Source organism: Pseudarthrobacter sp. KH_020_B (assembly GCF_057840185.1).
In genome coordinates this window covers 4,165,150-4,178,824 of record NZ_CM174506.1, presented here as the reverse complement: position 1 = coordinate 4,178,824, position 13,675 = coordinate 4,165,150, and the positions used below count along the sequence as shown (strand labels likewise).

General features: G+C 65.7%; 12 protein-coding genes. 6 read left to right on the top strand and 6 right to left on the bottom strand.

Annotated features, from left to right (window positions below):
• The first annotated feature begins 105 nt into the window (after positions 1 to 105).
• The 5 genes from AC3IT0_RS19545 to AC3IT0_RS19525 all read left to right on the top strand — a co-directional run bounded on the left by AC3IT0_RS19545 (position 106) and on the right by AC3IT0_RS19525 (position 5,326).
• Entirely contained in the window at positions 106 to 1,128 is a 1,023-nt protein-coding gene (locus tag AC3IT0_RS19545) for a LacI family DNA-binding transcriptional regulator (RefSeq protein WP_489321311.1), read from the top strand.
• A gap of 246 nt (positions 1,129 to 1,374) precedes the next feature.
• Positions 1,375 to 2,397, top strand: coding sequence for a substrate-binding domain-containing protein (locus AC3IT0_RS19540; RefSeq protein WP_157768982.1), 1,023 nt, complete (start codon positions 1,375 to 1,377; stop codon positions 2,395 to 2,397).
• Between the two features lie 116 nt (positions 2,398 to 2,513).
• Entirely contained in the window at positions 2,514 to 3,602 is a 1,089-nt protein-coding gene (locus AC3IT0_RS19535) for an ABC transporter permease (RefSeq protein WP_489321310.1), read from the top strand.
• The gene (locus AC3IT0_RS19530; protein ID WP_489321309.1) at positions 3,599 to 4,384 is read left to right on the top strand and encodes an ATP-binding cassette domain-containing protein; all 786 of its coding nucleotides are present in this window, start codon (positions 3,599 to 3,601) and stop codon (positions 4,382 to 4,384) included. Before AC3IT0_RS19535 ends, AC3IT0_RS19530 begins: the two co-directional genes overlap by 4 nt.
• A gap of 180 nt (positions 4,385 to 4,564) precedes the next feature.
• The gene (locus AC3IT0_RS19525) at positions 4,565 to 5,326 is read left to right on the top strand and encodes a GntR family transcriptional regulator (protein ID WP_489321308.1); all 762 of its coding nucleotides are present in this window, start codon (positions 4,565 to 4,567) and stop codon (positions 5,324 to 5,326) included.
• On the opposite strand, the gene AC3IT0_RS19520 is transcribed toward AC3IT0_RS19525, so the two are convergent.
• The 6 genes from AC3IT0_RS19520 to AC3IT0_RS19495 form a co-directional block, all read right to left on the bottom strand.
• Positions 5,307 to 6,563 carry an amidohydrolase family protein gene (locus tag AC3IT0_RS19520; protein WP_489321307.1) on the bottom strand — a complete coding sequence of 419 codons (1,257 nt, stop codon included), beginning with the start codon at positions 6,561 to 6,563 and terminating at the stop codon, positions 5,307 to 5,309. The two genes, AC3IT0_RS19525 and AC3IT0_RS19520, sit on opposite strands and share 20 nt — an antisense overlap.
• A gap of 183 nt (positions 6,564 to 6,746) precedes the next feature.
• Complete coding sequence (locus tag AC3IT0_RS19515) at positions 6,747 to 8,123, bottom strand: DUF3100 domain-containing protein (protein ID WP_489321306.1); 1,377 nt, start codon at positions 8,121 to 8,123, stop codon at positions 6,747 to 6,749.
• Entirely contained in the window at positions 8,120 to 9,346 is a 1,227-nt protein-coding gene (locus tag AC3IT0_RS19510) for an amidohydrolase (RefSeq protein ID WP_489321305.1), read from the bottom strand. Before AC3IT0_RS19510 ends, AC3IT0_RS19515 begins: the two co-directional genes overlap by 4 nt.
• Before the next feature lie 41 nt (positions 9,347 to 9,387).
• Entirely contained in the window at positions 9,388 to 10,935 is a 1,548-nt protein-coding gene (locus AC3IT0_RS19505) for an aldehyde dehydrogenase family protein (protein WP_489321304.1), read from the bottom strand.
• Positions 10,936 to 10,982: 47 nt separating this feature from the next.
• Positions 10,983 to 11,894: an NAD(P)-dependent oxidoreductase gene (locus AC3IT0_RS19500; protein ID WP_489321303.1), complete on the bottom strand. Its 912-nt coding sequence runs from the start codon at positions 11,892 to 11,894 to the stop codon at positions 10,983 to 10,985.
• Between the two features lie 50 nt (positions 11,895 to 11,944).
• Positions 11,945 to 12,841: a MurR/RpiR family transcriptional regulator gene (locus tag AC3IT0_RS19495; RefSeq protein WP_489321302.1), complete on the bottom strand. Its 897-nt coding sequence runs from the start codon at positions 12,839 to 12,841 to the stop codon at positions 11,945 to 11,947.
• A 144-nt stretch (positions 12,842 to 12,985) separates the two neighbouring features.
• Between AC3IT0_RS19495 and AC3IT0_RS19490 the strand changes: the two genes are divergently transcribed.
• Complete coding sequence (locus tag AC3IT0_RS19490) at positions 12,986 to 13,624, top strand: GOLPH3/VPS74 family protein (RefSeq protein ID WP_489321301.1); 639 nt, start codon at positions 12,986 to 12,988, stop codon at positions 13,622 to 13,624.
• Positions 13,625 to 13,675 lie beyond the last annotated feature (51 nt).

Here is a 13,675-nt window from a genome sequence, read left to right as displayed (position 1 = left end):
CTGAGCGGGATTTTCCTAAAGACTAGCACGTGCTAGTTTTTCGTCAAGGTATGTCCTGACAAACCCGGCGGAGAGCCATCAACCCTCCGCGTATAGGATGTCCAAGTGATCTCTAAACGGCCGACCATGATGGACGTCGCCACTCGCGTCGGCGTTTCACGGCAGCTTGTGGGGCTCGCCTTCCGCAATGAAGCGGGCGTCAGTTCCTCGACGCGGGAACGCATCTTTGAGGCGGCTTCCGAGCTCGGATACAGCCCGGACATAGCAGCACGGTCACTTCGCCGGCGGAGCAGCAACTACATCGGAGTGCTCTTCAATCCCGCCCACTCATCCGCCGACGACATTGTGGAAGCCCTCTATGCGGCGGCCCACGAGCGTGGCTACAACCTGATTCTCGGTGCCTTGACGGCGACGCGGGACGAGCGGGATGCCATCACGGAACTGCTCGGGTTCCGCACTGAGTCCGTCATCCTGATTTCGCCGGAAACGCCTGTAAACGAGCTGCGGAAACTGGCAAAGAGGCTGCCCGTGATCAGCATCGGCAGACCTCTGCCGCAGGGTGTCTGCAGTGCTGTCCGGTCAGACGGGCAGCGGGGGATCGCGGCGGCCGTGGACCATTTGGTGGAACTCGGGCACCGGGATATTGCCTACGTCCTGACGCGGTCACTTCCTGAATTCGCTGCCCGCCACCAGGGATACGTGACAGCCATGGACAGGCATGGACTGCCCTCGCGGGTCCGGGAGATTGACGGGGACTTCACCGAGGAATCCGGCGCCAGTGCCGCCGAGTCGCTTCTCGCCGAGCCAGTCATGCCCACCGCGGTGGTCTGCTCCAATGACCATGCTGCCATGGGCCTCATCAATAGGCTTCTGCGTGCCGGCTTGCGGGTGCCCGAGGATGTTTCGGTCACGGGCTACGATGACAGCCGCATCGCCAGGCTGTCGTTTGTTGACCTGACGAGCGTCCGCCAGGATCCCGCGGAAATGAGCACGGCGGCCGTCGAGGCCGCCGTTCAGATGATGTCAGACCAGGAGTCGGCGCCCCAGGAACGCATGATCGTTCCCACGCTGGTCATCAGGGGAAGTACGGGCCAGCCCCGGTCAGAGGCGCAGCTGCACCCCAGGTGAGCCGGTGCTGACGTCGACGTCCCGGCGCAGTGTCTTTCGCGGGAGGTGTATGCCCGCAGCCGCAAATCCATACCATGTGCCCTGCGTCACAAAACTGGCACGAGACAGATTTAATGGAAAAAGTCTTGCACGTGCCAGTTATTGGGCGTAAGAATGTCCTGACAATAAGTCGAAGATCGGCACTCCCCACGAGCATCAGTTCTGGATGGAGGCAGGCTTCGGCACCTATGAGAGGGACACGACGAAGTGAAACCTATTTCTACGTTTAAGCGAGGACTCGGCGTAATTGCCATGGCGGGCGTGGCAACGCTGGCGCTGGCAGGCTGCACCGCAACGTCCAATGCATCATCAACCACCGGCCTGGCCGACAAGTTCGGCAGCCGCGCCGAAAACCGCAGTGTGTACTTCCTGACCTACTACAACCCTGCCGGCGACGCCTTCTGGGCCCAGATCCTCAAGGGAGCGGAAGACGCCTCCACTCTCGGCGGCCTGCAGCTGACGCATCAGACCGCCGACGCCGATCCGGACAAGATGGTGGACCTCGTGGCAACAGCCACCGCGTCCAAGCCCGCCGTCATCGTGATGCCGTTCAACGAAGGCGAGAAGTGGGTCAAGGTGGCGTGTGACGCCTCCAAGGCAGGCATCAAGGTTGTTGCCTACAACGTGCCGGCACCCGAGAGTGCCGCCGACTGCGTCAGCGGTTTCGTCGGCCAGGACTTCTTCGAGGTCGGCACGCTCGTTGGCGAGCGTCTCGCTGCGGAGGCCAAGCTGGGCGCCGGCGACAAGGTCCTTTTCCCAGCGGAAGAGCCCGAGCAGAACTACGCCATCCAGCGGGGCGGCGGCGTGCAGAAAGCGCTCGACAAGGTGGGTGCGAAGGGCGAGTACCTCCGGACCTCCGCTTCCGATGAGGAAGCTCTAAACTCCCTCACCTCGTGGCTCATCGCCAACAAGGACGTCAAGGCAGTGGCGCCTCTGGGAGGCACCCCGCACCGCAACATCCTGGCTGCCATGGAGGCGGCCGGCGTGAAGGTTCCTATCGTCGGCTTTGACACCTCCCCGCAGGTCATCGACGGCATCAAGGCCGGGGACATCATCGCCACGGCTGACCAGCAGGGCTTCGTCCAGGGATTCCAGTCGCTGATGCAGAGCGCCCTTGCCATCGACTTCGGCCTGGCACCGGCAAACATCAACTCCGGCGGCGTCTCCCTCATCGACAAGACCAACGTGGAAAACCTCGAAGCGCCGGACCTCCAGGGCGTCCGCTGGTAACTGCGTCATAGGGGGATGGAGCGGCGGCCATGCCTCCGCCCCATCCCCTTCCGGGCCCCAGCGCCCACCTCTCCCATTCCGCGGCATCGACGCCGCTGCCATCGAAAGATCAGGTCATGTCACCACAAGACACAGGCACCGACCAACACGTCCTCACGGCGCCGTTGGAAACAGGGGCCATCACCAAAGTCCGCCGTCTTGCCGATAACCAACCCGTCACAACAGCCGAGAAATTCAAGGACTACATCCGCTACACCCGTGGCCGCGGAGCCCTCGAAATCGGCGCGATCCTGGCGGTCGTCATCATCGGCTTCGTCATCGCCAGCATTGCCAGCCCCGCCTTCCCATTCCTTTCGGCCAACAACCTCTCGGGCGTTATCTCCCAGAGCATTCCGGTATTGGCCATCCTTGCCATCGGAGTCGGGATCCTGATGATCGCCGGCGAATTCGACCTCTCCCTGGGCGCGAGCATCGGGTTCTCTTCCATCACGTTCATTCACGTCTCCAACTCGTTCGGCTGGGGCTGGGGGGTCCTGGCCGCAATTGCCGCGGCCACCGGTATTGCCCTGATCAACGGACTGATCGTGGTAATCACAGGCATCCCATCCTTCATCGCCACTCTTGGCATGGCGTTCTTCTGGACCGGCGCCAGCATCTTCATCAACGGCACGGCACCGGCGCTGCTGCGCAAGGGCAAAGACGAAGCACTCGTCACCCTCTTCGCCGGCGATTTCGGTTTCTTCCGCTCGCAGCTGGTCTGGATGATCGTGGTGGGAGTCGTGGCGTGGTTCTTCCTGCACCGCCACAAGCTCGGCAACCACATCTTCGCCGTCGGCGGTAACGCGTCGGCCGCCAGGGCGATCTCCATCAACCCGCTGAAGGTCAAGCTCCTCTCCTACGCCCTGTTCGGGGCGATGGTGGGCCTGGCCAGCATCCTGATCTCGGTCCGGACCTCCTCCATGCAGCCCGGTTCCACGGAGGACTACACCCTGATGGCGATAGCCGCTGCCGTGGTGGGCGGAACCTCTCTCCTCGGAGGACGGGGCACCATCATCGGCATGGTCGTCGGCGCAGCCCTGATCCGCATCATCGAAAACGGCCTGATCCTCGGCAAGGCGCCCGGCTTCTACATCCAGCTCTTCGTCGGCCTGATCATCGTGGTCGCCGCCATCTTCAACAAGCTCATGGAAGGCAAAGCATCATGACCATCAACGAGGACTACCTGCTCCGGATTGAGGGCATCACCAAGAAGTACGGCGTCAACACCGTCCTGGACGACGTGTCCTTCGACATCGGAAAAGGCGAGGTTGTGGGCCTCCTTGGCGACAACGGTGCCGGCAAGTCGACCCTGGTCAAGATCATGTCAGGCGTGGTCGCGGCCACCGCAGGCGACTTCTCCTGGGACGGCACCAAGCACCCGCACGTGAACAGGGCCCTGACCGAGAGCCTGGGCATCGAAACAATCTTCCAGGACTCGGCACTGGTCCCGCAGATGTCCATTAGCCGCAACATCTTTATGGGCCGTGAGATCACGAACCGCCTCGGTCTGATGAAGATCAAGGAGATGGATGCCATCACCTCGGAAATCCTGGACTCCGTGGTGACCATTGAAGGCATCAAGAGCTCCAAGCAGCTTGTCTCGTCGCTGTCCGGAGGTCAGGCGCAAGCGGTGGCCATTGCCCGGGCTGTCCACTTCAAGCGCAGCCTGCTGATCCTTGACGAGCCGACGTCCGCGCTCGCGGTGCGTGCCACGGAAGCACTGCTGGACTACCTGCGGGCACTGAAGGTCGACGGAATCAGCTCCGTGCTGGTCACCCACAACCTCCACCACGCCTTCGAGGTTTGCGATCGGCACATCGTCATGAACCACGGGCGCAAGATCCTCGACGTTCGCCGCCAAGACACGAGCGTCGAAGAACTGACTGCCGCCGTCGTCGAAGGTGAACTCGGCATCCGCCGATACCGTGAGAACGCCACCGCGGCCTGACCCGACAAGCCGGTGATCACGAGATCCGGCTCCCGCCTCGGAAGAGGTTGCTCGTCGACGGCCCTGTCCATGGGGCGGCAGGGCCGTCGAGCCGAGCAGACGTCACGGTTTCTCCTGCTCAACGGACGTCGGCCGGCTTCCTGCCCCGACCCGTTCGCAACGTCATTCTGGAGGTCCATAATGTTGCAGGATCACATTGTCTTGCCCGAGGACCTTTTCGTGGATGTCGACCGCGCAGGTCCCGTTCCCCTCTACTTCCAGGTCTCGTCCTGCATTGAGCAGGCAATTCTCACCGGCCACCTGCCCGCCGGTGGACGCCTGGAGAACGAGATGGTTCTGGGGCGACGGCTTGGCCTATCAAGGCCAACCATCCGCCACGCGATCCAGGAACTCGTCGACAAGGGACTCCTGGTGAAAAACCGTGGCATCGGCACCCAGGTTGTCCACGGCCAGCTCACCCGGGACGTGGCACTGTCCAGCCTCTTTGAAGACCTGTCCAGGATTGGCAAGCGCCCGAGTTCAAGCGTCCTGACGCACGAGCTCGTAACCGCCCCTCCGCACGTTGCCGAAGCCCTCGGCACGGGACCTGGCGCCAAGGTGTTGCACCTGCGCAGAATACGTCTCGCAGACGGCGTTCCGTTCGCCATACTCGAGAACTACCTGCCGGACAGGTTCGCCGCCTTGACGCGCGGACAGTTGGAGCAAGGCAGCCTCTACCGGCTGATGCGAGCCCGCGGCGCAACCATGCGGGTGGCCAAGCAGAACATCGGCGCCCGCACAGCCGAGCCAGACGAGGAGCGGCTCCTCGAAATGCCTCCCGGAGCTCCCGTGCTTACCGTCAACCGCCGGGTCTATGACAGCCTCGGGAAGGCTGTCGACATCGGCCGCCATTCCTACCGCCCGGACCTGTACTCATTCGACATCACGCTGGTCGACAAGTAGCTGGGTTCGGCAGAACGACCAGTTTGTCGGCGACGAGCCTGCCCTCGTGGATGACGGTGCGGTCGGTGCCTCGGTCCATGACGGTGCTCGTGATGGTCTCGCCGTCAACCAGGACGATGTCGGCCCGATCTCCGGGAGCCAGGCCCGGCCGGTCGTCGGGACTCGTGAGGCGCTGGACGGTACGGTCCATGATGGACGCGCCTCCGATGGTGGCGATCGCCGCACAGTGCTCGATCAGCCGGTCCTTCCGCAGCCGGTGTGTGAACGCCAACTGCCACGTGCGGTCGAGCATGTCGCAATTGCCGTATGGGCTCCAATAGTCCCGCTGCCCATCCTCGCCCAAACCGACACGGATCCCCGCCTCGGTCATCCGGGCCAAGTCGAATTGCGTGCCGCCGCTTGCCGGGGCGACCGTCGCCCAGGCAACGTCAAGCTCCGCCATCTGCTCCACGAGCCGAGCGGTCACGTCGGGGTGGACGTTGGCTAGATCGTAAGCATGGGACAGCGAGACGCGTCCCTGCATGCCCAGCGCGCGGGTTCGTTCGAAGACCAGTTCCGCGCTGAAGACCCCCATGTGGCCGGGCTCGTGCAGGTGAATATCGACGTCGACCCCGTACTTCTCAGCCAGACCGAAGACGATGTCCAGATGGCGGACCGGGTCCCGGTCCAGCTGGCAGGGATCAATGCCGCCGATGGTCGTCGCACCCGTGCGAAGGGCCTCCTCGAGGAGTGGGACAGTGCCCTCCTCGAGCAGGAGGCCCGCCTGGGGGAAAGCCATGACTTCTACCGTGGCGGCGTGGGCGAAGCGTTCCTTGGCGGCCATGACTGCCTCGAAGCGCTCAAGCTTGCAGTCCACGTCGATCTGGGCGTAGGAACGAACGCGGGTGGTGCCCCGCGCAATCATCCGTTCCAGCGTTCCGGCCACCACCTCCCTATAGGGGATGGGGGTGTCGCGCCAGTTTTCCCTGTCGTTGCACATCATGTTCCACACACCGGGCGAGGCTGTGTGCTCCCGGAACGGCAGCCCGATCCGGGTCGAGTCGAGGTGGACGTGCACGTCAGTGAACGCAGGCAGGGCGATCCGGCCGCGTCCGTCGACTTCCCCGACGCCGGCGTCTGCGACTGCGTCTGCCACTGCGGCGGAGGTCCCCGCGGGGTGAATGGCCGCAATCCGTCCCTCTCGGACCTCAAGGTCTACGGCGTCCCCGCCCCAGGGGCGTACGTTCGTGATGAGCATGGTTCATTCCTTTCGGCTGGGGCTGGGGGCAAATCGCTGCCGCAAGCGGCCGACGGCGGGCGGTCCCGCCGTCGTCCGCTCACCTTCCCGGCCGCAGCAGCGCGGAGGGGTGGCCCAACGCGGGGTCACTTGATGCCCATAAAGTGCGCATCATTGGGCGAAAAGTGACCCCGCGTTGCTTGCTCAGCTGCCGAGCCCCAACGCGAACTGCGCGATCACGGTGGAGAGCAGGAAGGACGCGGTGATGGCCACCAGGCCCACGGGGATGATCTTCCAGCCGATGTTCTTCAGCAACGGGATGTCCTTGCCCAAAGACAGGCCCGCGAGTGTCAGCATGACCGTGGCGATGGACAGGAAGTCGACGGTCTTGATGATTCCCGTGAGTGCTTCCGCCCCGAAGAACCACGGGCTGGAGATGTACGCGCCGATGGTGGTGATGTAGACAATGGCCGAAATCTTCTTCGTGAGCTTCGCCAGCGCAATGCTCACCAGCACCAAGGCGAGCATGATTCCGTACCCGGCAACGATGGACAGGCTGAACCCCTTGGCCGCCACCGAGGCGGTGCCGATGCCCAGGACCGTCAGGACCGACAGCGACAGCCACAGCGGGAGCCTGATGGCGGCCGAGGATTCGGCCACCTTCTCGCGGAACCGCCGGTTTTCCTCGGCCTGGGCCTCTTCCCGCTCGATGTCGGCGGCGCTGCGCTCGGCGGGCGCGCCTGCGGTCACGGCTGCGGCTTCGCGGGTGGTCTGCTTGCGGGTGAGCGCCTTGTAGAACCGGTCGGCCAGCGGCAGCGCAATGTAGATGCCAACGTAGACGCCCAGGATAGTGGTGATCAGGTTGGATACGGCCGCCATGCCCAGGATGGCTTCCTGGTCCGCGGGGTAGGCGGCAATGATGCTGGCCGCGGAGGCCGCCATCATGGAGCCGGAACCCACGCCGGCGCCCATGGCCAGTGCCAGGGGATCGAAGATCTTCCAGTTGGCCACAAGGGACGTGAGGAGGGTGATGAACACGGCGCCGAACAGCGTTCCGAACACGTACATGGCCAGCACGCCGCGGTACTGGTCCGAATCCGGTCCGTATTTTTCCGAGACCATGGCGAACGACGGCTCGCGGTCAAGGGAGAACGTGGCACCCACCGTTGCCTTGCCCATTCGGAGCAGGACGGCCAGGGGGAGAGCCAGCATGATGGTCCCCAGCAAGTGGCCCACTTCCTGCAGCAGCAGGGCAGGACCGGCCTTGATCAGGCTGGGGAGGCTGGGGCCGATGTTGAACGCCAGCCTGGCCACCAGCAGTAGCACGGCCACGCCCACTAGGGCCGCCGCGATCCGCTGCAGGTCCAGTCCCAGGGGCTTGAACTTCTGGATGGAGACCAAAAGGCCCAGGATGAGGCCCCAGACCATGGGGAAGATGACAATTGCGCCGATTCCGACGTCAATCTTGGCCTGGCCGATGAACTGCACGGCCAGCGCAATGACAAACGCCAGCGCGGCGACCGGAAGCGTCAGCCGGGCACCAGCTTTGTCTATCCGCGGAGTTGTGGTGCTGGTACTCATGATGTGCCTTCCTGGGTGAAAGTACGACGTCGGTATGCCGCTTGGGTGAAGCGTTCCCGTTCGGTGGGGGTTGTGGCCGCAGCGGCGACGGTCCAGGCCAGCGCGGTGGCTGCCTCGAACATCACGCTGTAGGCCGCCGGGGTGTCGGCCAGCGCGGCGAACGCGTGCGAGTGGATGGGTACGTTGGCCCCGGGGATGCTGAGCCAGGGGTGCAGGGACGGGATGACCTGGGAGACGTTGCCCATGTCCGTCGACCCGCCGGTGAGTCCGGACGAGCGCGACGTGTCCTTGCCGAACGCATCCATCGCCGCGGTCCAGTGCGCAGCGAGTTCGTTGTCCTGCAGCAGCGGCTCATAGAGCGGTTCCGTCGCCTCGATTTCCAGCGTGGTTCCGGTGGCCAGCGCGGCCCCTTCGAAACAGCGGCGGACGCGCTCCAGCAGCGCTTCATACTCCGGCAGGGTGAAGGCCCGGCACTCAAACTGGACTACCGCCCGGTCCGGAATGATGTTGGTGACGTGCCCGGCTTCGGCGACGAAGCAGGCGATGCGGTGGTCCGCCGGGATCTGCTGGCGCAGCAAGCCGATGGCCACCTGGCTCAGCACGGCTGCATCGGCGGCATTGACGGCCTGGTGCGGGGCCGCCGCCGCGTGCGCGGCCTTTCCGGTGAAGGTCGCCTTGTACCGGCCCACGGCCTGGGCACTGGTGCCCGCGGGGTTATAAGTCAGGCCGTCCTGGACGGGATGGACCATCAAAGCCAGCCCGACGCCGTCGAACGCCCCCTGTTCCAGCATGAGCACCTTGCCGCCGCCATGCTCCTCCGCGGGCGTTCCGATGGCCTTCAGCGTGATGCCCAGCTCGTCGACGTACGGCGCGAGGGCAAGGGCGGCGGCGACAGATGCCCCTGCGATCAGGTTGTGCCCGCACGCGTGCCCGATGTCCGGCAGCGCGTCGTATTCCACGCACAAGGCCACGGTCAGCTCGCCGCTGCCGGCGCTCGCGGTGAAGGCGGTGGGCAGTCCGCTCGTGCCGCGCTCCACCTCGAAGCCGCCGCTGGCCAGCAGCGCCGCTACGGCCTCGGCCGAGCGGACCTCCTCGAAGGAGACCTCCTTGTGGGCGTGGATTTCCCGCGCCAGGGCATGGACCCGGGGTTTCCAGCGTTCGACGCCGTCCGCGAGGGCCCTGCGGATGGTCGCCATCGCGGGGGTTGTGTCTGTCAGTTCCATAAGTACCTGCCTGCTTCAGTTGGACGCATGAGGAGGACGCGCTAGTAGGACAGCGACGGGAAGGGGGAGCCTGCCGCGCGGGTGGGCACCCAGATGGCCTTGGTCTGGGTGTACTCGTCCAGGACGCCGGGGCCGGAGGAACGGCCGTGGCCGGAATCGCCGAAGCCGCCGAACGGGACTGCCACGTGGATGGTCTTGTAGGAGTTGATCCAGAACGTGCCCGCCTTCACCTCGCGGGCAATGTGGTGGGCCCGGGAAACATCGGATGTCCACACGGCACCGGCCAGGCCGAAGTTGGTGTTGTTGGCCCGGGCAATGGCCTCCGCCTCGGTGTCGAACGCGTCCGCTCCCACCACCGGTCCGAAAACCTCTGTGGTTTCCAGGCGGTTCGCGGGCGTGACCCCGTCGAGCAGGGTGGGCATGACCCAGTGCCCGCCGGCCAGGGCGGACCCGGCCAGCGCCTCCGGGAGCGCCGCCCCCGTGACCCGGCGTCCGCCGTCGTGCATTCCCGCCTCGATGAGGGTGTTGACGGTGGCGAACTGCTGGGCGGTGATGATGGGGCCCACCTCGGTGTCCGCGCTGAGCGGATCGCCGACGCGCAGCCGCGCGGCCTTCGCGGCGACCATCTCGACGAACTGCGCGTGGACGCTGCGCTCCACCAGAAGCCGTGACCCGGCGACGCACGACTGGCCGGCGCCGGAGAAGATCGCCGAGATGGCGCCGTCGGCGGCACGGTCCAGGTCGGCGTCGGCGAACACGATGTTGGCGCTCTTCCCGCCGAGCTCCAGCAGGACCGGGATCCCGGCCTGCGCGGCCGCGACGGCCACGCGGCGCCCGGTGGGGACGGAGCCGATGAAGCTGATTTTGCCGACGCGCCGGTCGGTGGTGAGGGTGGCTCCCACGGTCTGGCCCAGTCCCGCGGCGACGTTGAACACGCCCGCCGGGAGCCCCGCTTCGTGGGCTAGCTGCGCGAGCCGGACGGAGGAGGCCGGGGTGAATTCGCTGGGCTTGATGATCACGGCGTTGCCGGCGGCCAGTGGGGCGGCGGAATTCCAGCCGGCCGTGAACAGGGGAGCGTTCCAAGGCGTGATGGCCACGACGACGCCCCAGGGCACGCGCTCGGTGTAGGTGTGCCACGGCCCGGGAACGGGAATGGTCTGCCCGGTCAGCTTGTCCGCCCAGCCGGCGTAGTAGCCGAACATTTCGGCCACCTTGGCGGCTTCGACGCGGGCGTCACGGATGGGCTTGCCCGTGGTGGCGGACTCGAGGATGGCGAGTTCCTCGCCGTGCGCTTCCACAACGCGGCTGACGTTGCGGAGGATGGCCGCCCGTTCGAAGCCGTTCAGCGCGCCCCAAACGGCCGCACCCGCCGTCGAGCTTTCCAGGATGGCGTTGGCGCCCTCGGCGCCGGGGTCCGCGTAAGTGGCAAAGGGTTCCCCGGTGGCCGCCGCGGTGAGCGTGATGCTCTCGCCGCTGCCCGTGACGGTCCGGCCGTCGAGGAAGGCGCCGAGGCCGGCCGGGAAGGCTGCGTCCAGGACGGCCCGGGCGGTGGCTGCCGAGGAGGCGGTGGGTGCTGTGGTGAGGCTCAAAATGGTGTTCCTTTGGGCTGGGGGATTAGGCGCCGCGGTTGGCCGGATTAGCCGAGGGGTGTGGTGCTGGGGGCGCCGGCGGGCGTGATGGCGGGGGCGACGGTCCTCGCGATTTCGGTGAAGTCCGCGCGGGGTCCGAGCACAGCGAGGGCGTCCTGCCACTGGCTGGCCACGGCGGCAAGCAGGGCCGGATTTTCACCGATCTGGGCGGCGACGTCCACGGCGAGGGCGGCGTCGCGGGCCATGAGGCCCAGGGAGAAGCCTGAATCGTGGGTTCCGCTGAGCACCCAGTTGGGGTACATGTTGGCAGAGACTTTGCTTCCGCCGGAGGCTTCGCTGATGCTGGCCGCGGCCTTGGCGGGATCGATGCCGTAGGCCTTGGCGACGCCGAGGGCCTCACCGACGGAGACCAGGTTGGCTGCCGCAAGGACGTTGTTCAGGAGCTTCACCACGTTGCCGCTGCCGGGGCCGCCGATGTGGCTGTACTTGCCGCCGGTGAGGGCGAGCAGGACGGGCTCGGCCGCGGCCAGGGCGGCGTCGGTTGCGCCGACGAAGGCGCTCAGGGATCCCGTGGCTGCACCGTCGCGGCCGCCGGAGACCGGTGCGTCCACGAAGGCTACCCCTTGGGCCTCGGCGAGGGAGGCCATCCGCTTGCTGGTGGCCGGTTCGGAGGTGGTGGTGTCGATGACCGCGACGGTTCCCGGAGCGGCCAGGAGCTGGGGGACAGTGGCTTCCACGATGCTGGCGGCCGGCAGGGACAGGACCGCGTAGGGGGTTCCGGCGACGTCTTCGAGGTTGGCGGTAATGGCGATTCCTGCTTCGGAGGCGGCGGTCCGGGCAGCCTCGGACGGATCGAACCCGGTGACGTCCCAGCCGGCGCGGTGGAGGGTGGCAGCCATCGCTCCGCCCATGGCGCCGAGGCCTATGACGGCCACGCGGCGGTTGATCTGGCTGTTCATGAATGCTCCTGAATATGTCTGCGGGCTGGGGGGAGGTATGGGGGCAGAGGTCAGTCGAGGTAGATGTCGAGGTCTTTCCACAGCTGCTGGGTGCGGCGGATGGCGGCGCGGCTCCGTTCGGGATGCGCCGCCTCCATTCCCGCGAGCAGGCCGTAGACCAGGGAGTTTGCTGCGGTGACGGACTGGAAGAAGGAGATTCCTTCCGAGGCCACCACCAGGAGGTGGTCGGCCGCAGCTGCGAGGCGGCCGCGGCGCATGTCGCTGATGGCAATAACTGTGGCGCCTGCCTGCTTGGCGACTTCGGCGGTGACAATGATCTGCCGGATTGAGCGCCACATGTTGATCACCACCAGGACATCCCCAACACCGAGGGTGTTGGTGCTGGATGCGAGGTGGACGCCGCCGCGGTTCTCCAGGGTGATGGGGTAGCCCATCGTCGAACCCAGATGAGCCATCACGCTGGCGGGACCGGCGAACGAGCCAAGCCCGACGACGGTGATGGACTTGGCGGCGGCCATCGCCGCAATGGCGGCCTCGGCGTCGTCGGCCGTGTTTGAGTCCAGCGTCAGGCGCAGGTTCTCAATGTCGTGGTTGAGCGCGTCGTGCAGGGGACTGCGGTGTTCGCCGTGCTCAGTCAGGGTGTCCTCGGTGGAGATCATCACGAGGTACCGGGAGCGCAGTTCCCGCTGGAGATCAGGCCAGCCCCGGTACCCCAGATGCTGGGCTGCGCGGACCACCGTGGAGTTGTTGACGTCGGCGCGCTGGGCGATCTCGGCGATGTCCGCGTACGAGGAGAGCTGCGGATTGCGGCCGATCACATCGACCACGCGGCTCTGGGCTTTGGACAGCGGAACGTCCGGAAGAGCGTCACCGAGCCAGGCATGGGTGACATTCCCGCTGTTGGCGCCTGCGGCGTTGGCTTCAAAATCGACCGTGCTGGTGTTCACATCCGGACCCGTTCTGTAACGCAGATCACTCTGCAAGGCTGATTGCATCAAATGTACTCTGCAATTCTGTTTGCGGCCAGTAGTTTGGGTTTCCGGTTTTAGATCATCGTTGTGGTGGCGGGTCAACTGCGCCACCATGATCGTATGAACGCTGAAAAACCGGAGGCCGTGGAGCTCAGTCTTCCCCAGGCATTCCTCCTTCTGGCAACGAATGACAACGACGGCGAACCTGACGTGCCGCAGGCCGTCCTCAAGGCCGGTCTGGCGGGGGCCATCCTCGCTGAGCTGGATCTGCTGGGCGCCATCGAGCTGCAGGGAAAGCACGTCGTAGCAACCGGCGCCACCCCGCAAACGGACTTCCAGCACCAGCTGGAAATCATCCGGGACAAGCCGGGGTTGCATACTCCCAAGAAGTGCGTTTCCATGCTGGAGAGCCGTGCCGAACTGCACCGTGTCTATGAGGGCATGGCCTCGCTGGGCATCGTGGAACACGTCGGCGAAAGGCACCTTGGCCTGTTCAGGACCACGCGGTACCCGGAGAAGGACCACGCCCCGGAGGCGGCGCTCCTGCAGAAAATCCAGCCGGCACTCGGCGGTGCGCCGTCCGATCCCAGGACGACGGCGCTAGTGGGCCTGCTATACGCGACGGAGCTGCTCGGCAAGGCGTTCCCGGCGGCTGATCAAAGCCGGGCAAGGGAACTGGCGAATGACTATTGGCCGTCCCGCGCGGTGGCCGGCGAGCTCCGCATGATCAGGCTGGCGGAGGCGGAAGCCGCCACCTAGGCAAGCGGACGACGGCGGGAGGTCCCGTCGTCGTGCGCTTCACCGCGGGTG